The following is a 21,004-nucleotide window of genomic DNA, read 5'->3' as shown; positions in this document are numbered from 1 at the left end:
AGACGCAAACGGTAGTTTTTAGAACTTAACTACCGACCGTGCGATATTAGTTACCGTCGTGTTATCGAGCGGCTCATCGAAAGCAGCGCTTACATCGGCTTCGGTGTAAGTAGCACCGATACCCGTGGTGAGGGTGAGACCAGCTTGCATGATGTTACTTTCTGCTGGGAAGTTAGCGGCTGGAACTCCAGCACCATAAACCGGAGTAGGAGCACCATTAGACTCAGCACCTACAATCCACGGCATGATAGTGGTCTGAGCACCAGCTGTTGCGCCACGACGCATGTAGCGGATGTGAGCTGCGTGACGAGCTTCTACTGAGTGAATCTGCAACGCTACCGTCAGCAGGTTCACTTGAGTGCCACCTACAGTGGGGTTCAGCGTGCGGGGGATGTTGCCAGCTTGACCTTTGTAAGCTCGTACTCCAGTATCCTCGAAGGCCTGAGCAAACGTCAGGAACGATGCGTAGTTGCTGAAGGCGGTAGTACCAAAATCAAAGGTAGGAGCCGCGGCAGCAGCAGAGCCTAGGGCAGCCGTCAACAAGTTTACGTGTGCCAACTCGTGAGTCCGGATGGTTTCGATGGCTCCGCGAGCGGCCGAGCCGCTAGTCAGGTTAGCCGCCAAGGTAGGGGCCCTTAGTGCCTGATCGTAGAAAGCATACTCCAGGCGCTCCAGCAGCAGCGCGTAGTTCAGGACGTCGTTAACGGCGGTTAGCGTGTTCTGGCCAACAGCCTTGTTGAAGGCAGATCCGATGGCAATGGGGGCAGCAGCCAATGCTACTTTCTTTCCGAAGCTACCTAGCGCGTTCAGGGCGCTACGACGGTGGGTAAGACGATCCGCAATTTCTGGATCAACCTTCTCTAGCTCGGTAATTATTTGAAACAGGTTCATATGATTCAGTGGTCAGATGTGAGAGGAGAAGGTTATTTACCGACGTTGCTGCCGTTGATGGTTTCGCGGATGAACGGCTGAGCAGCGGTAAGTACTTGAGCTACCGTCATGGCCTTATCTAGGCCGTTAGAGTCAACCGTTGTGTTGTCAGCGAAAGTGCCATTGCTGATCAGGTCGCGGATATAAGCAGCGTGGCGTGCCTCTACCGATACGATTTTGCCAGCAACGCCGAGGTAAGCCGGGTTCTGAATAAGAGCACCAGCGCCATTATAAGCAGCTACACCCAAGTCTTCGAACGTTTTGGCGGTAGCCAGTACCGAGCCACGGTCGGAGAAGTTAACGGCGCTGAAGTTAGGTGTCAGACCAGGAATGATCTGTGAGGCGGCCGCCCCCGTAATAGCAGTCTTGAAGAAGTCGCGGTGAATGGCTTCGTGCCGGGCAATGGCCGTTAGGGCAGTGCGCTCATCAGCAGTAAACCCGGATGCGAAGTTGGCTATTACCTGAGCGTAGAAAGCAGCTTCCAACTGCTCCAGGGCGTAAGCGTAGTTCAGCACACCTACGTCACCGGAGCCTAAGTTTACCGTGCTGGTGGTCGTTGGAGTGGTTACATTCTCGTCATCGTCATCGCAGCCCGAGAGCAGCAAAGCGGTAGCACCGGCAGTAGCGCCGGCATACATGAAGAAGGAGCGACGCTTGATGGGCGTATACAGCGGCTTGGCGAATTCCGCTTCGTCGCTGCCTTTTTGCGTGATGTTGGACATAGCAAGGATGGGTTGGGTGAAAAAAGTGAAGGCAATACGAAGCCACCCGCAACGGAGCGGTTTTTTTGCAAGCCCCATAAACTGGGGCAACCAAAAGGTGGAGGGTGGTTTTGAGGGGAATTACGACCTAGGTTCATCTATGGATTTAAAAAAGCCAAAATCTTATAAGCCGAGTTCTGTAACCATGGAAGGGGTACAAGCAAAGCTGAGCAGTGAAGGCCCTTTACCTGGCACTAACACCGGTTTTCTCTAGCTTTGGCAAGTTGACTTGTTGTGAATAGCTCATGCGCTTTTTCTTACTTCTTCTGGGCGTGCTATGGGTAGGGTGTGGTCTGGCCGCTGGGCAGAACCAGCCGCCGACTGCTGACATTGTTCTGGGCAAGTCGGTGTTTCCCATCAACGAGTACTACACCATTAGCTTTCGGCTGCGGGGCGCTCCGCTGGAACGCTATTCCGCCTTTCCAGAAATTGAGGGCTTTAAGAAAAGCGGCAAGTCTAGCACTACTACCACGCGCACAGTAAATGGCCAAAGCTCTACGGAGCTGACCATTACGCAGCGCTACGCCGCTTTTGCGCAGGGCACCTTCACGCTAAAGCCCTTTAGCATGACGGTCAACGGCCTTGCAGTTCGCTCGGAGGGAGCTACCCTGCGCGTTAATCCCCAGCAGGCCGCTACTACGCCCGCCGTGCCCGCACCGCCGGCGCCCGGGGCCAGCCCTTTACAGGGCATTGGGTTGCTGGATAAGCTGTTTGGTAAGCCCAAACCTCAGGAATACGTGGAGCCTCAGGACCAGGCCTTTCTGGCTGTAGTGCCGGATAAAAACAGCGTGTTTGTGGGCGAAGGTGTGCACGTGGGGCTGTACTTCTACTTGGCCCCGCAAGACCAGGCCGTGCTAAACTTCTACAACTTTGCCCAGCAGCTCCCCAGCATCATCCGTCAGCTTCGGCAGCGCACGGTGTGGGAAGAAAGCTTTAATGAGCAAGAAGTGCTGCCTGAAAACGTGACTGTAGGCGGCAAGCCCTTCCTGCGCTACCGGCTGTGGGAGGCTGAGTTGTACCCACTAAATACCCAGCCCCTCACATTTCCGGCCGTGGCCCTGCAAATGGTGAAGTATAAGGTGGCTAAGAAGCCAGCACCGGGCCTTGATAACCGCTTGGCAGGCTATAAAATCTATTACTCATCGGCCCGGACTATTCCAGTGAAGCCCCTGCCTGCTCACCCGCTCCGCGACCAGGTGCCAGTAGGCAGCTACGAGGTAAAGGAGGCCATTGACCGCACCACTTTTCAGACGGGAAAGGCCTTCACATACACCTTCACCGTGGAAGGAGAAGGAAACTTAGCGGCTATTAATTTGGAGGCGCCGCCCGCTTCCGAGGCCCTGGAGGTGTACGGCCCGGAGGTGCAGCAGGAGCTTACCCGCGAGGGCGGGAGGGTAGGGGGGCGCAAGAGCTTCCAGTTCCGGTTGGTGGCTCGTCGGCCCGGCCCCGTAGCCCTCGACACACTGTTTCAGGTGGTCGTGTTTAACCCCGCCACCGCGCGCTATGATACACTGCGGGCCGAGCTACAGCCGGTAGTGCGGGGACCCGTACGTACTGATTCCACCTTCCGCGCGCGGCTAGACGACCCATTTTACCGTACGGCTCTGCCCGAGGCAGATGCTACCCCGCATCCGCGCGACACTTACCGAGACGTGCGCCGATACGCCAATATGGTGGTAGTGGCCCTGCTCATGATGGCCGGCATTGGGTGGTGGCGAGCTAGAAGGTAAAGCGCGGAAATGGTAGCCGGTGAGCTAGTGAAATTGTGAAATGGTGAGTTTGCTGTGCTACTTGCGCCGGTGGTACAGCCTAAATAGCAAACTCACTACCTCATCATTTTACCAGCTTACCAGATGAACACCTTCGGCACCCTATTTCGCATCACTACCTTCGGAGAATCGCACGGGCCGGGAATAGGGGTAGTGCTGGACGGGTGTCCGGCGGGGCTGCCCATAACCGAAGCCGACATTCAGACTGCCCTCGACCGGCGCCGGCCGGGGCAAAGCGACCTGACCACCCCGCGCAAAGAGGCCGACCGGGTCGAAATTCAGTCGGGTATTTTTGAGGGTTACACGACGGGCACGCCCATCAGCCTGTTCATTCGCAACCAGGACCAGCACAGCCACGACTACTCCCACATTGAGCACGCCTACCGTCCTTCCCACGCCGACTACACCTACGACCAGAAGTACGGCCGGCGCGACTACCGCGGCGGCGGCCGCAGCTCGGCCCGCGAAACCGCCGCGCGCGTGGCGGCCGGGGCCGTAGCGCAAAAACTGGTGGAGCAGCACGGCATCCGGGTGAGCAGCTACGTCTCGCAGGTAGGGGCAGTGGCTGTGCCCGTAGGCTACGAGCAGCTAGACCTAAGCCTGATTGAAACCAACGCCGTGCGCTGCCCCCACCCCGAAACCGCCGAGCGCATGGCCGAGCTTATCCGCCAAACCCGCGACCGGCACGATACGGTAGGCGGCCTGGTGACGGGGGTAGTACGCGGGGTGCCGGCCGGGCTGGGCGAGCCAGTGTTCGACAAACTGCACAGCGAATTGGGCCGGGCCATGCTCAGCATCAACGCCGTGAAAGGCTTCGAGTACGGCTCAGGGTTTGCGGGCGTGCTGCTCTTCGGCTCCGAGCACAACGACGCGTTTTATACCGACGAAGCCGGGCAGGTGCGCACCCGCACCAATCATAGCGGCGGCATTCAGGGTGGCATTAGCAACGGGCAGGATATTTACTTCCGCGTGGCATTCAAGCCGGTAGCCACCATTCTGCAGCCCCAAGCCACCATCAACGACCAGGGTGAAGCCATTAGCCTCGCCGGCCGCGGCCGCCACGACCCTTGCGTGCTACCCCGCGCCGTACCCATCGTGGACGCCATGACCAGTCTAGTGCTGGCCGATATGCTGCTACGGGCCCGGGCCAACCGGGTGTAGATTACGGTTGCTCCAAGGAGAGAAACTAGTAATCCGGTTCCAATCTGTGGCCAGAAGGGTAATTTCACCTAGTGTCCGTAGCTGGTGCTGGCTCAATCCACGGATACGGCTTTAGGCTGCGCTTCAAACCCAATAGATTCAGCTGTGGGCTGACTAGCGGGCGGGGCGGGTGTCCGTTCAGGCTCAACCACGAGTCGCAGTAGATGGCAACGGGACGGAGGCCACGGTGCTGGTAGTTGCGGGCCAGCAGGTGGGCAAACTGCAGGATCAGGTCGGGGCTGTGGGTGAGCTTGTTTGCTTGGTTGCGGGTTAAATAGGTAGCGGGAAGTGCTACTTCCTCGCGGCCATCGGGCAGGCGCACCCGGAAAACCGCCGACCCCGACTTCGTGCGCAGCATTAGGTGCCAACTGAAGCGGTGGCCTTCCTCGGTCCAATGAACTTGACCAGGATAAAGCAGGTAGCGCAACGGCAGCGCAAGCTGCACAAGCAGGTAAAAGGTCAGCCCAGCCAGTAGCCAGTGTTGGGAATACTTCGAGTGCGGCAAAACCTGCGTCCCCGCATCAGTTTCCGCGTCAGCAAGCAGGAGGCGCTGCCGAAACCAACGCCCCACGAACCCCGGGAGGTGACGCGGGAAATCGGGGGCAAAAAACAGGCTGGTCAGCAGCAAGGAAAACCAGGGAAACGTACCCAGTCCAAACACTACCACGTTGGTCAGGTGAAAGAACACGGCCAGGCCAAACGCCCACGGCCGGGTCCGGCGGATAAGGAGTAGGGGCACTACCAACGCATCGAATAGTAGCCCGCCGTAGCTCATCAGCCAAGCCGTGGGAGCCGCCGCCAGCACCGGCCCCAGCAAGGGGTAGTGCGCTTTGGCCCCTAGCCAGATGCCCAAGGGCCGGGCCGCTAGCCAATCGGGGTTGAGCTTGGCCAGCGCCGCAAAGAGGTACACCAAACTCACTTGAAACAGCACCACTAGGCGGGTCCAGGCGGGGGTAGTAGCCGCGGGTGCTACCCGCCCGGCCCGTACATCGGCGGAGGCCGCGCGGTGGGCGGGTAGGCAAGCCAGAACGGCCGCCAGCAGGGCGTAGAGGTAGAAGTGGTTGATGTATTCGGTTTCTTCCAGCAGCAGCAAGGCCACGTAGCCCAGGCTTAGCAGCGCGGCCATCAGGCGGTAATGCCAGCCTGCTGCCACGGCCAGGCCGGCTAGTATTACCAGCCCGTACACGGCGTAAATCCCGGGCGCGGGTAGGGCGGGCAGCCATTCCCAACCGAGGTAGCGGAAGTGAAATTGTGGCTCGGTATAGTTGCGCACCCGGCCTATCACCAACCCGCCGGCGTGCTCCAGAGCCATCAGAAAGCCCGCTCCCAGCCGGAAATACACCAGCCAGGCAATAGCAACGGGTCGGAAAAGGGCGAATTTTAGGCGTGCCTGCATACCACCTGCCATACGCGCGTTCAGCGGCTGCGGATTGCCCGCTGCTAGGAGCCCCACAGCAGCCACCCGCTGATAATGCCCAGCACCGGCAGCAGGTAGGGCAGGGCATAGCGGCCAATGTAGCCGAAGAAGCTAGGCATGGGCACGCCTTCCTTCTCCGCAATGGCGCGCACCAGAAAGTTAGGCCCGTTGCCGATATAGGTGAGGGCTCCGAACAGCACGGCCCCACTGGAAATGGCCCGCAGTAACGGCTGCGTGGCCGCGTCGGCGGCAAAGTGCTGCACGGCGCTGGCCTGGGCGAAATCAAGCTGGTGCCCGGCCAAGCTCAGCCCCAGAAAGGAAGCGTAAGTAGGCGCATTATCCAGAAAGGCCGACAGCACGCCCGTCAGCCAGTACAGCGCCGCCGGAGTGAGCCGACTTGCCACGGCCGGATCAGCCGCTACCTGGGCCGCGGTTTGCAGGGCCGGCATCATGGTCAGGAAGATGCCGAAGAAGAGAAACCCTACCTCCCGCATAGGGCCCAGGGTGAAGTGATTCGCTGCCAACGCTTTCGGGTGCGCTGTGCGGTAGCAGCCCCAAGCCGCCAAGAGCTGGATAGTTTCGCGTACAAAGGAGATGTTCAGTCCGGCTATGGGCAAGGTCGGTAACCAAGAAATTTGACTGGGGTTTAGAAAAACAGCCCCCAGCACGAGCAGCAACCACAGGAAATTGTAGCGGCCGTTGAAATCGTAGAGGGGTAGTCCTTTTTTGGAATGGGCCCGCCGTTGCTCACTGCGAGACAGCGGGGCGGGGAAGGCTGTGCGCCGATCCAGCAGCCAGAACAGCAGCAGCAGGAGCCCATTGGCTAGCAGCCAGGGAATAAGCAAATGCTGAGTAGTCCAGAAAAACGGCACCCCGCGCAAGTAGCCAATAAACAGGGGTGGGTCGCCGAGGGCGTGAGCAGGCCGCCTGCATTGCTCACAACGAAGATGAAAAACACGATGTGGTAGGGTCGAATTCGCTGGTCGTTGAGCCGGATAAACGGCCGGATCAGCATCAGCGAAGCGCCCGTAGTGCCCACCACAGATGCCAACAGAGCCCCCACCGCCAGCAGCAGCACGTTGCGGCCCGGCGTACCCGGCACGTTGATGTTCAAGTACAAGGTGCCACCCACCACAAACAAGGCCGTGAGCAACACCACGAAAGAAATATACTCGGCCAGCGTTTCCACGGCCGTGTGCCAATCGTGCCGGACCAAGCCGTAGTAGCCCAACATCAGCAAACCTAGCCCCACGGCTACGTGGGCATACCACCGCTCCCAAAAGTGAGGAAACAATAACGGCCCGGTCGCAATTAGAGCCAGTAACCCGAAGAAAGGCAGCAGTAGCGGCCAGGCCGGTGGCGCAGCAGCAGAGAGAAGAAGCGGATAAGTCATAGACACCGGTAAAGCTACGGGCAACCGGCATCTATGGCTGGAGTAGCCGGGTTTGATTCCGCGAGTTTAGGGCAACCTGACGTAGGCAGCTTGCTAGCGCGGCTACCTACGTCAGGCTACCCAAGACCTACAATGTCAGGGCAACATCTGAAAAGTGCACTTCTGGTCGGCAACTCTTGTTCCTACATTCGGTTACCTTTGTAACCATTGCCGCCCGAGGCGGTTTATCTGGTCCGGCCGTTACTTGTTCGGCCGACTTTCTCCCGCGTGTCTCCAAGTCTTTCAAACATGGCTGAACAACTCACTGCCCCCGCTGCGCCGGTTTCTATCTACGCCGAAGCCAGCCCCAACCCCGAATCCATGAAGTTCGTGCTCAACACCCAGCTGCTAGCAGATGGGGTGAGCGTGGACTATCCGAACCTGGAAGCCGCCGCTAACTCGCCGCTGGCCCAGGAGCTATTCAACTTCGATTATGTGGGCCGCGTGTTCATTGCCCAGAACTTCGTGACCATCACCAAAACCACCGAGCACCAGTGGGCTCAGCTGATTCCGGAGCTGCGCACCTTCCTGAAGTCGTACGTGGAAGCCGGTGGCCCCATTTTTACCGTGGACCCCGCCGCCGAGCAGCGCGCCGCCCAGCAGGCTGCCGCCACCGGCGACGCCTCGGAAGCTGACCAGCAAACCAGCCAGAAAATCATCGACCTGCTCGATAACTACGTGCGCCCCGCCGTGGAGCAAGATGGTGGCAACATCACCTTTAAGAGCTACCACGAAGGCATCGTAACCGTGAACCTGCAAGGCTCATGCTCCGGCTGCCCTTCCGCTACCGTTACCCTGAAATCGGGCATTGAAAACCTGCTCAAGCGCATGGTACCTGAAGTGAAAGAGGTAGTAGCCGAAGGCGTTACCGCCAGCTTCTAAGCTATACTGAGCATTGGGCGCTACCAGTTTCAGCGTCACAGATTCCAAATCACAAAAAAGCCCGGTCTAGTAGGCCGGGCTTTTTTGTGATTTGGTGTTTATGGATGCACCCTATAAGGAGAAGAGTTGTCCTGCAGAGGGAAGCCAAAGCATCTGGCGTGCTGAGGCTGCAATGCTACCCAATGATTCGAGCGAGATGCTTCGACTGCGCCTCTGCAGGACGTTCAGCGTTATGTTGCCTCTCTATTATTTTGCTCTTACTCTTTAGAAATACGGCTCAACCTGTCCTTCCGAGCGGAGCGAGGAATCTGGGTTACTCACGGGAGGCTAACCCAGATTCCTCGCTCCGCTCGGAAGGACAGTTCTTATTTCATTAATAACTGGTACCTAGCGCCTACCCCCACAAGCAGCACTAGGGTTGGAAACGGTTCTTGGTTACTGGATTATACAAAAGAAAAAGCCCGACCATAAGGCCGGGCTTTTTTGTAGTAGCCGTTGGTTGCAACGCTAGCAACCGACAACTATTACCTAACGACAAAGCTACACCTGAGCCGTGCTCAGCTTGGGTGCGTCGGCGTCGGTGGAGGTATTGAGGCGCTCCTTTTCCTTGCGGCCGTAGGTGTCCAGGATGAGCGGCGCGGCAATGAACAGCGAGGAATATGTACCGAAGATGATACCGATAATCATGGCGAAGGAGAACGAGCGAAGCGTTTCGCCGCCGAAGATGTAGAGTACCACCATCACCAAAAATACCGTCGTGAACGTAATCATGGTGCGGGAGAACGTGCTGTTCAGGGCCGGGTTTACTACCTGGGCGAAAGTGAGGTGCTTGTTTTCGCGCAGGTATTCCCTGATTCGGTCGTAGATAACGATGGTATCGTTCATCGAAAAACCGATGGTGGTCAGCACGGCCGCCACGAACACCTGGTCCATTTCGTAGTTCAGGCCCAGGGCCCGCGCAATCGGGAAGGAGGCAATTACAATCAGGGCGTCGTGGAACAGGGCCACTACCGCCGCCATCGAGTACTGCCACTTCTCAAAGCGCAGCAGCACGTACACGAAAATGGCCAGCAAGGTCAGGCCCAGACTCAATACCGAAGTCCGCTTGATGTCATCGGCAATGGTAGCTCCTACCTTCGAGGAGCTCTTGATAGTTGGGTTTTCGGCGCCGTACTTGGCTTTCAGGCCCGTCAGCAGCGCCGACTGCACCTTATTATCGGCTTCCACGCTTTCGTCGTTGGCTAGGTAGCCCGTTGTGATGCGCAGGCGGCTGTCGGCACCAAAGGTTTTGGCTTCCGTGCCAGCGCCCCCGAAATACTGGTTGGTCAGCAGGTCGCGCACGTCGGAAGCAACTACCGGCTTGTTGAAGTCCACGATAAACTCGCGGCCCCCGCGGAAGTCAACGCCCAGGTTGGGGCCGCCCTGCAGGTACATCAGCACGAAACCGATGAGGATAAACACCGTCGAGAAGGCGTAGGCAATCTTGCGCTTGCCCACAATGTCGAGGTTGATGTTCTTGAACAGGTTACGCGAAATCGAAGTGCTGAAGCTCAGGTTGGTGTTGCCGTTCTTCACCATGCGCTCAATGATAAGGCGCGATACGTACACGGCCGCCAGGAAGGAGGTAAACACGCCAATACCCAGGGTAATGGCGAAATTTTGCACCGGACCCGTGCCGAAGAAGCCCAGAATCAGGGCAATAATCAACTGAGTTACGTTGGAGTCGAAGATGGCGGTAGTAGCGCGCGAGTAGCCTTTGTTGATGGCATCGGTGGGTTGCAGGCCGTGGTCCAGTTCTTCCCGGATCCGCTCGAAAATCAGTACGTTGGCGTCAACCGAGGCCGCAATTACCAGCAGCAGGCCCGCAATACCCGGCAGGGTCAGGGCGAAGGACAGCTGGGCCAGCACGCCCATAATCAGGAACAGGTTGAACAGCAGCACGGCGTCGGCTACCAGACCGGCGCGGCCGTAGTACACGGCCATGAACAGCATGATGATAGCCAGACCACCAATCACCGAGAACAGACCCTGGTTGGTAGCTTCGCGACCCAAGGAAGGACCCACAATTGCTTCTTCCACGATGCGGGTAGGAGCGGGCAGCTTACCAGCCTTCAGAATGTTGGCTAGGTCCTGCGCTTCTTCGATGGTGAAGTTGCCGGAAATGCTGGAGTTGCCGCCCGCAATTTCAGCCTGCACTACGGGCGCTGAGTACACGTTGTCATCGAGCACAATGGCTACCTGACGGCCAATGTTGGCCGCGGTGAGGCGCTGCCACTTGCGGGCGCCGCCGGGGTTCATTTGCATCGATACCTCGGCGCGGCCGCTCATCTGGTCGAAGTCGCCGCGGGCGTCGCTGATTACCTCGCCGCCAATCGGGGCTTCAACCTCCCGGCTTTTGCGGATGGCGTAAAGCTGCAAATACTCCTGGCCTTCAATCACATCGGGCTTCACGCCCCACATGAAGGTGAGGTTGGAAGGCAACACGGCGCGAGTATCGGGGCTGCGCAGCACGGCATTCACGCGGGCCGTGTCGCGGATATTGGCGCCCAAGGTGCCGGGCATGGTGAACAGGCTAGCAAGCACACTTTTCGTAGGAGCCGCTGCCGAGTCGGCCTTCGCCGTGGACTTGGTGTTTTTCTTGGCGAGCTGGCTAGCCAGGGAGGTTGTGTCGCCAGCCGTGGTAGCGGCGGCCGTAGCAGTGCTATCAGTGGTGGTAGCGGCGGCCGTAGCGGGGGTAGTGGTGGCCGTGGCTTGCTCTTTGGCGTTCAGCACCTGGTCGAGCTGGTTGAGGTAGGGCGCAAATTCATCTTGACGCCATACTTCCCAGAACTCCAACTTAGCCTGGCCCTGTACCAGCTTCCGCACCCGGTCGGGGTTGTCGACGCCGGGCAGCTCAATCTGGATGCGGCCCGTGCCTTTTACCCGCTGAATGTTGGGCTGGCTGGTACCGAACTTGTCGATACGGGTGCGCAAGATGTTGAAGGAGCGGTCAATGGCTTCTTCCACTTCCTTGTTAATTTCACCAATAACCTTCTCGTTGGTCGAGTTGATGTCGATACCGCGGCTCTTATTGGTGGTGTTAGCAAACACGCGGGCCAGCTTGTCGTTAGGCGCTACATCGCGGAAGGCCTGGGCAAACAGGGTCGTGAAGGGCGTCGACGGGTTAGTCTTGCGCAGTTCCTGAGCCTGGTCGATGGCCTTGTTAAACACGGGGTCTTTGGAGTTGCCGCTCATGGCGCGCACGATTTCCACCGGCGAAACCTCCAGCGTTACGTGCATGCCGCCGTTCAAGTCTAGGCCCAAGCCCAGTTCCGACTGCCGTACATCCTTGTAGGTAAGGGGTCCGAACACGGGCGCCCGCCACACCGAATCGAGGTAGTGCTGACGTGCTTTTTCGTTGATCTGGCCGCTACGCGAGGCGTAGCGCGCCGCATCCTTCTGCACCCCGCGCGACACGAGGGTCAGCGAGAGGAAGTAGATGCACAACGCCGACACCAGAAGCGTCAGCGTAATGATGAGTCCTTTATTACGCATGAAATAAGTAGTTGATGTCTTGTGGGGGAGGCGCTGATGCGCAAAAGCCGGACCCGGAAGAGTAGTGATCAGAAGGCCGCACGGCGGCCTAAAAAGGGCGGGGGCTGCATCAGCAAGAGCACAACCCGCCAGTCATCTACAACAGCACAAAAGGCCCCGGCCGCTAGGGAGCCTGGGGCGAGAGAGCCGCAACCAACAGCCGCACCCGAAACCAGTCCGGCACGGCGCTAGGAGAGGGGCGCGGCCCCGCGAGGCAAGTCGGCAGCCACTGCGCAAAGGGCAGTTCCAGGGGTGCCGGAAGCCACGCATCGGCCGCTGGAGCCACAAAGAACCCAAGCGGCGAAGTAGCTTCGAGCGTGACGCGTTGCTTTACCACCGCCGCCCGCGGGCCTGCCGCTACCCGGGTAGTACCACCCGTAGGCAGCACCCGCAGCGTAGCTACGGCCTGATGGTTCAGCCCCAGCACCATCAGCAAGGTAGCTGTGATGAGGGCGAAACGCAGACGAGGTAAAAGGGCGGAGAAGGAAAGCAACGAGTTCGGGGTAAGAGCTACAAATATAGCTTTTTGCCTCCGGAGCCGCAAAAGCAATATGCCGGAGAAGAACTCTGCACTGAAACCCGTGAAAAGCACGTGTCCTTTCGAGTGGGGCGAGGAATCTGAGTCAGCCGCTAATGAGTAACTCAGATTTCTCGCTCCCGCTCGGAAGGACATAGTAGGTAGCCCGAAACCGTCGCCAATGATTACATCAAGTCCTCCAGGGGGTAGCGGGCCTGGCTCCAGAACTCGTCGAGAGCTATGAGGCGGGGCTTGAAAAAGGAAATCAAGGCGGGCCAGTCCTCCCGGTTCAGGGGCTCACGCCGCGCAGCTCCTGCTGCACGCGGCTCAGAAGTTGCCCGTTTTCTTCGGCCTCGGGCTGCCACTCCCACTCCTGGCCCGGAATAGTGGGTAGCATGTTGTGCAGGGCCTGCAACTGCTCGAATTGTAGGGCCCGGATGTCGGCGTCGGGGTGCAATAGCTCCAGACCCACGGAGGCACGGCGGTCCTCGGTGCGCATGCGCAATTGCACGTGCTTAAGGCCGGTGCGGTAGTTAATCCAGTTGACCGGCTCGCCTTCGGCCGAGGGCACCGGGGCCATGTACTGACCAAATGTGGTCCAGAAGGCGTGGCGCAGTTGGGCGGCTTCGGCTTTGCTGTACATGGGTGGAGGTAAGAAAGGTTACTGCACCGAGCGGCCGATTTCCACCCGGCTGCGCAGGAACGACACCAACACATCCAGGCCTTTGTCGAAGTGGCGGTTGTTGGGGATGATGATGTCGGCGTCGTGCTTGAAAGGTTTGATGTACTTCTCGTAAGTAGGCGCCACGTGGTTGGTGTAGCGGTAGAGCACATCCTCCAAATCATAGCCCCGCTCGTCCCGGTCGCGCACGATGCGGCGCTGCAGCTTCACATGTTCCCGAGCATCGATGTACACTTTCAGGTCGAGCAGCTTGGCAACTTCCTCGAAGTAGAACACGAAAATACCTTCTACCACCACAATAGGCGCGGGCCGAAACACCAGCTCGGCGGGCACTACGTTGGGGTTATTGAAGGTGTACTCTTGGCGGCGCACTTCCAGGCCCTGGCTGATGCGCAGCACATCGGCCGCGTAGGCCTGGGAGTCGATGCTGCTGGGAAGGTCAAAGTTCGTGACGCCCTGGGAGTCAACTTGCTGGCTTTCCCGTGGATGGTAATAATTGTCCTGCGAAATCAGGCAGATTTCTTCTTCGGGAAACGAGGCCAGCAGCCGGCGTAGAAATGTGGTTTTGCCAGAGGCGCTGCCGCCCGTAATTCCGACGATGAAAGGGTGTTGCATGGAGGTGGGAATAGGCCCGTACCGGCGGGGCCAACCCTGCAAAAGTACGAAATCTAGCGGAGGGGTAGAGGTGAAATAGTGAAATGGTGCGTTAGTGAGGTAGTGAATGAGTGAGTTTGCCGGGTGCAAGCGCTTGCCCAGGCTGTCCTGGCGAGCGAAGCGTGGCCATTCTTCCTTACTAGTGTGCTACCCTTACCTCTGGCGCGGAGGTAAGAGCTTGTCATAATAGAGGGCTTCGGGCAAATGAGAAGCAGGATGGCTTCGTCCTGCCTCCTCGCCATGACACACTTCACTCATGCACTACCTCACCGTCTCACTAGTTCACCATCTCACCGTGTAAAAACTGCACCAGCCCGGCTACGGCGCGGGCGCGGTGGCTAATGGCGTTTTTTTCGGCCAGGCTCATTTGGGCGAAAGTGCGGCCGTCGCCTTCCGTTGGCTGGAAGATGGGGTCGTAGCCAAAGCCATCCTGGCCGCGCACCTGCTCGGTAATTACGCCATCAACGGCGCCGGCAAACTCATGCACTTCGCCGCCGGGTAGCACCAACGCCACTACCGTCCGAAACTGCGCGGCACGATTCGAGTGGCCTTGTAGCTCCTGCAGCAGCTTAGCCACGTTGTCGGCGGCCAGGCGCTGGGGGCCAGCGTACCGGGCGGAATACACGCCGGGCTCCCCGTTCAGAGCTGCTACTTCCAGGCCCGTATCATCGGCAAAGCAGGCTACCCCGAAATGGTCCCACACGTACTGGGCCTTCTGGCGGGCGTTGCCTTCGAGCGTGTCCTGGGTTTCGGGTAGTTCGTCCTGGCAGCCAATGTCAGCCAAGCTCAGCAGCTTAACAGAAGGCGGCAATAGGGGGCGGATTTCGTCCAGCTTGTGGGCGTTATTAGAGGCGAAACAGAGGCGCATGTAGGCTGGTAATCGGGTAAACGGTGAAACAAATAGCAGCGGCGAGATAGAATGCGCCGGGTCAGCGCGCCGCACCACAAACGCAAGGTTGTCGGCAAAACGACGAAAACGCAAGCTGGCGTGACTTAGCGAAACATGGTTTTGACCGTTTGCCAAGAGTGCGCCAGTAGGCGGTCAGCTTGAGCCGGACCGGCCGCGACTTTCGGGGGGCGGCCCGGGGAAGCAGCCGGCTCGGCCGGCGCCAGGGAGGTAGCATACACCAGCACGACGCCAGCTAGGAGCAGGAATAAGACGGTAATAATGCGGAGCATAACAGTAGGAGTAGTGGCTAGAATGAAAATGACGCGGTAAGTATAACCAACCCTGGTCGGAAACATAAGGCGCTGGTCATCAAGTCAGCGGGGGCCGGGCGAAAAGATGAAAAGGGCTTTTGAAATCCGGGCGTAACGCGTACTTTTGCAGTCCCTTCCGCAAAATCGGCAGGCAACAAGGTACAAACGGCATCAGACCATGAAAAAAGACATCCACCCCGAGTATCGCGAAGTCGTGTTTCAGGACACTTCCAGCGGCTTCAAATTTGTAACCCGCTCGACGATGGGCTCGAACGAGACCATCACGATGGAAGACGGCAAAACTTACCCCGTTATCAAGGTGGAAGTTAGCTCGGAGTCGCACCCCTTCTACACCGGCAAAAACGTACTGCTCGACACTGCTGGCCGCGTAGAGAAGTTCATGAACCGCTACAAGAAGAAGTAATTCTGCTAGGCAAGCGGCAGTTAGCTGCTCGCCAGTCGTTTTTCTGAGAAACTCCCTTTGTAACCCGAAGGGAGTTTTTTATTTGCCAATTTTGCCCTTGCACGTAGCTCTGGCGGCTGCACTGTTCCTCAGCTCACCGCCCGGCGCCTTCCGCTAACCGCTTTTCTGCCATGCACATCCTGCTCTTCGACGACCCGGCCATTCGCCCCCATCTGCTGCCCTTCACCTTCACGCGACCAATAGCGGCGCTGCGCTGCGGTATCCTGACTCTGGCCGAGAAATGGCAGCATCGCCTGCGAGCCGAGCGGGTAGGTTACCTCACCGAAAGCTATCTGCAGGCCAAGTTTCCGGCCGGCGATACGCAGGGTCCGGCTCTGGTCATCAACGGTGCCGTGTGCCCCGATGAGCTGCTGACCCAACAGGTGCAGGCGCTGGCCCCCGGCGAGGCCTTGTTTGATGAGGAAATGCTGGTAGCAGCTCACCTAGCCGATGCCAGCCAAGTAGCGGAGCTGATTCAGGACGGCTTTCAGAAAACCCGCGAAGTAGCCGAGCCGGTCACGGCTATTAAAGAAGTGTGGCACCTGTTTCTGCGCAATGGGGCCGAGATCCGCCGCGACTTTGACCTGCTGACCAAGGGTAGGGAATCGGCGCCGGTGGGCGATGCGCACACCATTGTGTACGCGCCGGAAAACGTCTTTATCGAGCCGGGCGTGAAGATTCGGGCTGCCATTCTGAACGCCGAAAATGGGCCAATCTACCTGGGCAAGAACTCTCAGGTGCACGAGGGCGCCATTATCAGCGGGCCCTTGGCCTTGTGCGAGGGCAGCCACATCAACGCCGGCGCCAAAATGCGTGGCGACAATACTGTCGGGCCTTATTCTAAAGTTGGTGGTGAGGTAGGCAACAGCATCCTGCTGGGCTACAGCAACAAGGGCCACGACGGCTACCTCGGTAACTCCGTGATTGGCGAGTGGTGCAACCTGGGCGCCGATACCAACACCTCCAACTTAAAGAACAACTACGCCCCAGTTAAAATCTGGAGCCACTCGGCGAGTCGTTTCGTGAACACCGGCCAGCAGTTCTGCGGTCTAATGATGGGCGACCATAGCAAGTGTGGCATTAACACCATGTTCAACACTGGCACGGTGGTCGGGGTAGGCGCCAATATCTTCGGAGCCGGTTTTCCGCGCACCTTTATCCCGAGCTTCAGCTGGGGTGGCGCCGCTGGGTTCGAAACCTTCAAGCTCCCGAAAGTAAACGAGGTAGCGGAGCGCGTTATGGCCCGCCGTCAACTGGCCTACGATGAAACCGAGCAAGCCATCATGCGCCACGTGTACGAGGCCACGGCCAAAGACCGGGTGTGGGAGAAAGCTAATTAAGAATGAGGAGTTAAGAAGGAAGAGCTACACCAGTGTCCGCGCCAAGTAGGTTTGTGGGTGCGAGCCGCTTCATTATCTGCTTCTCAGTTGTTCTTTCCTCATTCTTCATTGCTCATTCCCAATTAAGTCCAGATGCGTTTTTCTGAAATTCCGGGCCAGCAGCAGGTTAAGCAGCTTCTCATTGGGAGCGTGCGGCGCAACCATGTCGCCCACGCTCAGCTGTTTCGCGGGGCGGAGGGCTCGGCGGCGCTGGCTTTGGCCCTAGCGTATGCTACCTTCCTGAACTGCGAAAACCGCACGCCTGAGGCCGAGGACTCGTGCGGGCACTGCCCGAGCTGCCAGAAAACCGACAAGCTCATTCACCCCGATCTGAACTTCATCCTGCCCGTCACGACGACCAAAACCGTGACCAAGGATGCCATCAGCAGCAAGTTCGCGGCGGAATGGCGCGCCTTCGTGCTAGAGAATCCCTACCAGGGCCTCAACGACTGGATGCAGCACATCGGGGCTGAAAACAAGCAGGGCAGTATTTCCAAGGAGGAAAGCCTGCAGTTGCTGAAGCTGGTTTCTTTGAAGGCATTCGAGGCACAGTTCAAGTTGGTCATCATCTGGCTGCCAGAATTAATGCACCCCTCGGCGGCCAACGCCGTGCTGAAGCTGCTGGAAGAACCGCCACCCGCCACCGTATTTCTGCTAGTCAGCTACGCGCCCGAGCAACTGCTGCCCACCATCATCAGCCGGGTGCAGCCGGTAGTGGTGCGGGCCCTTGCTGAGGAAGAGCTGACGGCCTGGCTGCGCGACGAGCAGCAGGTGCCCGAGGTGAAGGCTCGCCAGTTGGCTCAGCTGACCGAAGGCAATATTGGGGCGGCGCTAACAGCCCAGGCAGCCGGCCCCGCCGACACCGATTATTTCGACTTGTTTGCGAAGTGGATGCGCACTTGCTACGGCAACAAGGTGCTGGAAATGCTGGAAAAGGCCGATGAATTTCAGAAGCTGGGGCGCGAAAACCAGAAGGAGTTCCTGCAGTATGCCCTCACACTGCTGCGCAAAGTGCTGCTGTTCGGCCTCGATCCGCAGTTAGTGCCGCACCTGCCCGCCCAGGAGCAACAGTTCGTGCAGGGCTTCAGCCGCTTTGTAACGCCGCGCAACGCCGAGCCCATAACCCAGGAAATCAACGAGGCCCACTACCATGTGGAGCGCAACGCCAACCCCGGATGGTATTCGTGGACGCTTCTCTGCGCGTAGCCGAACTATTGCGGGCTGCCTAGCTAAGGTCGAACCCTCGCCTCGAAAAGGGGCTTTACAAGCTAAAAAGAAGGAAAATACAGCTTGCTAAAAAGCTATAGTAGCTGTTAAATGAGCTATAGCCAGCGTCGGCGTTACTGGCTGGCGTATCTTTGCCGGTGGCTTCTGAGCCACCGCAACGTCCTGTTCTGCTACCGTATGGGTAGTGGCCGCTGGCAAAGAAAGGATTTGCGCTCTACATCTGTACTATCTGCATTCTGATTTTGAAAACGTCCATTCGCATTGGCACCCGAGGCAGTAAGTTGGCCCTATGGCAAGCTAACCATGTAGCCGACCAACTCGCCGCCGCCGGCCTCACCCCGGAAATCGTCATCATCACGACCAAAGGCGACGTGGTGTTGGACCGCTCCTTGGATAAAATTGGGGCCAAAGGCGTGTTTACCGAGGAGCTGGAGGAAGGCCTGCGCACGGGCCACGTTGATATTGCCGTGCACAGCGCCAAAGATGTGCAAAGCAGCATTCCGGCCGATTTGGAGCTGCTTGCCTTCATGGAGCGGGAACGGGTAAACGACGTAATCGTGAGCTTCGACCCGAACCTGGACCTGCAGCGCCCCGATCTGGTGCTGGGCACCAGCAGCACCCGCCGCAAAGCTATGCTGCGCCGCTTTCTGCCCCATGCTACTACCGCCGAGGCCCGCGGCAACCTCCAAACCCGGCTGCGGAAGCTGGAGGAAGGCCAGTACCACGGCCTCGTGCTAGCCTACGCCGGCGTCCACCGCATGGAGTACGACAAGCTGATACGCCACGTGCTGCCTGAAACTCAGTACGTGCCGGCCACCGGACAGGGAAGCGTGGCCATTGAGTGCGCCCGCAGCCTAGACCCGGAGCTGAAAGCCCACCTGCGCCGCAGCCTCGACCACCCCGCTACCCACGCCTGCCTGGCTACGGAGCGGGCTTTCCTGCGCACCATGGAAGGCGGTTGCAGCATTCCGTCCTTTGCCTTGGCTACCCTTTCCGCCGATGGCCAGCACGTGCAGTTGCACGGCGGCCTCATCAGCCTAGATGGGCAGGAGTTTATCGAGGAAGCCCAGACCGCACCGGTTGCGCAGGGAGAAGCGCTGGGAGTTCGTGTGGCTGAAAACGTACTAGCGCGGGGCGGCCAGCAGATTCTGGATAGCATCCGCCGGGAGCGGAGTGAGGCGTAAGCAACTTGCTTCGCCAGTACTTATCCAAGCAAAAGGCCGCCCTACCAAAGAGCGGCCTTTTGCTTGGGTTAGGATTGCAGTTCTACCGGGCGGAGTGGTTGCCGGCCTCGGCCGAATAGCGCGTAGAGAATGAGCGCCAGGATGGCACCACTGGTATCAGCAAGCATGTCCTTTTGAGCATCCCAGATGTCGCCCTGGCTGCCCAGGAAGGCGGCTCCGGCGTCGCCCCCAGCTACCTCGGCGTACACCCATTCAATCAGTTCGTAGCTCATGGCTACCGTCCCAATAACGCAGAGCGGAAATAGGTAGCTGATAACACGGCTGCGGATAAGGTCGCGCTGGTCAGTGTACTCCAGCAAGGCATACGCGTAGAAGCCAACCGAAAAGTGCGCCACCCGGTCGTACATGTTGCGCTTAAAGCCAAACAGGTTGTTAAACCAGTCAAAAGGCACCTTCTCGAAGGTATAATGGCCTCCCACGGTATGCATGAAAATCAGCACACTCATCAGCCCGTACGCAAGGTTTGAGAACCGCACTCCGCGCACGTAGAGCACTACCAAGGCTACTACAATCAGGATAATGGGCAGATTCTCGGCCCACCACGTGCCCCGGTCGGCAGGATGAAGGCCCAGGACCACAAACTCCACCAGGTAGATGACCAGCAGAAGTTTCGAAAACCAGGAAGAGGGAGAGGGGTAGCCGTTGCGTGCATAAGGTTGGCGTGCGAAAGATGAGGTAGGCAGCCCTTACGGCTTCCCCGTGATTTAGCTGTGTTTCCACGGAAAATGTACCTTCCTTGCCGGCCTGCTACCAGCACAAGGTGTCTTGCAGTTAATTGTAGCCGCCAGTTAGCGGGCCAGCTTTTCGGCTCGAAAGCGTGTTGCGGCACAACTTTCGCGGGAAGGCAACAAGGCGGCTATCCGGGCTAGCCACAGACGAGAAGCCGCTGGCAGAATTTGTCGCTGAGCTGGCGTAAACCCCGTAGTTTTGCTTGTATTCTCCGCATCTGTCTTTCGCTATGAAATCTTTCTTCCGTTACACGCTTCTGGTGGGCCTGATAGTTGGACTGGGTGCTCCCGTGGTCAAGGCCGCTAAAGGTCCGCGCAAAAGCAAAAAGGATGAGCTGGTCACCATCAGCACGTCCCAGGGCGACATTCGCCTGATTCTGTTCAATGAGACGCCCCTGCACAAAACCAACTTCCTGAAGCTGGCCCAGAGCGGGTTCTACAATGGCACCACGTTCCACCGCGTGATTCCCAACTTCATGGTGCAGGGCGGCGACCCCAGCTCCAAAGACTCTGACCCGACCAACGACGGTAGCGGCGCGCCCGATGAAAAAATGATTCCGGCCGAAATCCGGCCGGAGCTTACCCACAAGCGCGGGGCCGTGGCCGCCGCCCGCACCCCCGACTTTATAAATCCTCAGCGCCAGAGCAGCGCCTCGCAGTTTTACATCGTCCAGAATCCGCAAGGCACGCCCCATCTGAACGGGCAGTACACCGTATTCGGCCAGGTCATTAGTGGGCAAGACATCGTCGATAAGATAGCCCAGCAGCCCACCGCCGACCGTAACCGTCCCGTTACGGATATCAAGATGACGGTGAAGGTAGAGAAGCTCAGGAAAAAGAAAATTACCGAGCTCTACGGCTACCAGTACTAAGTTTCCGCCGGGAAATTCCACGTGCTTTTCTCCGCTGCTCACCTCACCTGGAGCCCCGAAACCGAATAACCCAC

General features: G+C 58.5%; 18 protein-coding genes and 1 pseudogene. 8 read left to right on the top strand and 11 right to left on the bottom strand.

The features are described 5' to 3' along the window. Nucleotides 1–18 precede the first annotated feature (18 nt). Nucleotides 19–891, bottom strand: coding sequence for a ferritin-like domain-containing protein (locus MUN84_RS07270; RefSeq protein WP_244697274.1), 873 nt, complete (start codon nucleotides 889–891; stop codon nucleotides 19–21). A gap of 32 nt (nucleotides 892–923) precedes the next feature. After that, nucleotides 924–1,652, bottom strand: coding sequence for a ferritin-like domain-containing protein (locus tag MUN84_RS07265; RefSeq protein WP_244697273.1), 729 nt, complete (start codon nucleotides 1,650–1,652; stop codon nucleotides 924–926). A gap of 284 nt (nucleotides 1,653–1,936) precedes the next feature. Here MUN84_RS07265 and MUN84_RS07260 point away from each other — a divergent pair, with 284 nt between their 5' ends. Next, entirely contained in the window at nucleotides 1,937–3,421 is a 1,485-nt protein-coding gene (locus MUN84_RS07260) for a BatD family protein (protein ID WP_244697272.1), read from the top strand. A 123-nt stretch (nucleotides 3,422–3,544) separates the two neighbouring features. Beyond that, nucleotides 3,545–4,621 (top strand): chorismate synthase, encoded by a 1,077-nt coding sequence (gene aroC, locus MUN84_RS07255; protein WP_244697271.1) that lies wholly within the window; start codon nucleotides 3,545–3,547, stop codon nucleotides 4,619–4,621. 64 nt (nucleotides 4,622–4,685) lie between these two features. Here the strand turns inward: aroC and MUN84_RS07250 are convergent, their stop codons facing one another. Next, nucleotides 4,686–6,056, bottom strand: coding sequence for an HTTM domain-containing protein (locus tag MUN84_RS07250; RefSeq protein ID WP_244697270.1), 1,371 nt, complete (start codon nucleotides 6,054–6,056; stop codon nucleotides 4,686–4,688). 44 nt (nucleotides 6,057–6,100) lie between these two features. Then, nucleotides 6,101–7,470 (bottom strand): annotated as a pseudogene (locus tag MUN84_RS07245) (sodium:proton antiporter). A gap of 288 nt (nucleotides 7,471–7,758) precedes the next feature. On the opposite strand from MUN84_RS07245, the gene MUN84_RS07240 reads away from it, so the two are divergent. Further along, nucleotides 7,759–8,391, top strand: coding sequence for a NifU family protein (locus tag MUN84_RS07240; protein WP_244697269.1), 633 nt, complete (start codon nucleotides 7,759–7,761; stop codon nucleotides 8,389–8,391). 540 nt (nucleotides 8,392–8,931) lie between these two features. On the opposite strand, the gene secDF is transcribed toward MUN84_RS07240, so the two are convergent. From secDF to MUN84_RS07210, 6 genes are all read right to left on the bottom strand, one after another. Next, nucleotides 8,932–11,925, bottom strand: a complete 2,994-nt coding sequence (gene secDF / locus MUN84_RS07235; RefSeq protein WP_244697268.1) for a protein translocase subunit SecDF — start codon at nucleotides 11,923–11,925, stop codon at nucleotides 8,932–8,934. 163 nt (nucleotides 11,926–12,088) lie between these two features. After that, nucleotides 12,089–12,457: a hypothetical protein gene (locus MUN84_RS07230; RefSeq protein WP_244697267.1), complete on the bottom strand. Its 369-nt coding sequence runs from the start codon at nucleotides 12,455–12,457 to the stop codon at nucleotides 12,089–12,091. 313 nt (nucleotides 12,458–12,770) lie between these two features. Continuing rightward, entirely contained in the window at nucleotides 12,771–13,124 is a 354-nt protein-coding gene (locus MUN84_RS07225) for a DUF4268 domain-containing protein (protein WP_244697266.1), read from the bottom strand. An 18-nt stretch (nucleotides 13,125–13,142) separates the two neighbouring features. Beyond that, entirely contained in the window at nucleotides 13,143–13,778 is a 636-nt protein-coding gene (locus MUN84_RS07220) for a uridine kinase (protein ID WP_244697265.1), read from the bottom strand. A 316-nt stretch (nucleotides 13,779–14,094) separates the two neighbouring features. Then, complete coding sequence (rdgB, locus tag MUN84_RS07215; protein ID WP_244697264.1) at nucleotides 14,095–14,685, bottom strand: RdgB/HAM1 family non-canonical purine NTP pyrophosphatase; 591 nt, start codon at nucleotides 14,683–14,685, stop codon at nucleotides 14,095–14,097. A gap of 125 nt (nucleotides 14,686–14,810) precedes the next feature. Next, on the bottom strand, nucleotides 14,811–14,996 hold the full coding sequence (locus tag MUN84_RS07210) for a hypothetical protein (protein WP_244697263.1): 186 nt from the start codon (nucleotides 14,994–14,996) through the stop codon (nucleotides 14,811–14,813). Between the two features lie 199 nt (nucleotides 14,997–15,195). Here MUN84_RS07210 and MUN84_RS07205 point away from each other — a divergent pair, with 199 nt between their 5' ends. The 4 genes from MUN84_RS07205 to hemC all read left to right on the top strand — a co-directional run bounded on the left by MUN84_RS07205 (nucleotide 15,196) and on the right by hemC (nucleotide 19,270). Then, entirely contained in the window at nucleotides 15,196–15,441 is a 246-nt protein-coding gene (locus MUN84_RS07205) for a type B 50S ribosomal protein L31 (RefSeq protein WP_188556161.1), read from the top strand. Nucleotides 15,442–15,611: 170 nt separating this feature from the next. Then, the gene (locus tag MUN84_RS07200) at nucleotides 15,612–16,820 is read left to right on the top strand and encodes a GlmU family protein (protein WP_244697262.1); all 1,209 of its coding nucleotides are present in this window, start codon (nucleotides 15,612–15,614) and stop codon (nucleotides 16,818–16,820) included. 132 nt (nucleotides 16,821–16,952) lie between these two features. Next, nucleotides 16,953–18,065 carry an ATP-binding protein gene (locus tag MUN84_RS07195; RefSeq protein ID WP_244697261.1) on the top strand — a complete coding sequence of 371 codons (1,113 nt, stop codon included), beginning with the start codon at nucleotides 16,953–16,955 and terminating at the stop codon, nucleotides 18,063–18,065. 263 nt (nucleotides 18,066–18,328) lie between these two features. Further along, on the top strand, nucleotides 18,329–19,270 hold the full coding sequence (gene hemC / locus MUN84_RS07190) for a hydroxymethylbilane synthase (RefSeq protein WP_244697260.1): 942 nt from the start codon (nucleotides 18,329–18,331) through the stop codon (nucleotides 19,268–19,270). Nucleotides 19,271–19,338: 68 nt separating this feature from the next. On the opposite strand, the gene MUN84_RS07185 is transcribed toward hemC, so the two are convergent. Beyond that, nucleotides 19,339–19,917, bottom strand: coding sequence for a DUF2238 domain-containing protein (locus MUN84_RS07185; RefSeq protein ID WP_244697259.1), 579 nt, complete (start codon nucleotides 19,915–19,917; stop codon nucleotides 19,339–19,341). Between the two features lie 371 nt (nucleotides 19,918–20,288). Here MUN84_RS07185 and MUN84_RS07180 point away from each other — a divergent pair, with 371 nt between their 5' ends. Further along, complete coding sequence (locus tag MUN84_RS07180) at nucleotides 20,289–20,930, top strand: peptidylprolyl isomerase (protein WP_244697258.1); 642 nt, start codon at nucleotides 20,289–20,291, stop codon at nucleotides 20,928–20,930. Nucleotides 20,931–21,004: the final 74 nt, after the last annotated feature.

The organism is Hymenobacter sp. 5516J-16 (genome assembly GCF_022919335.1).
GTDB classification, from domain to species: Bacteria; Bacteroidota; Bacteroidia; order Cytophagales; family Hymenobacteraceae; genus Hymenobacter; species Hymenobacter sublimis.
The sequence above is the reverse complement of the archived record's forward strand: the minus strand, read 5'-3'. Positions and strand labels throughout refer to the sequence as shown.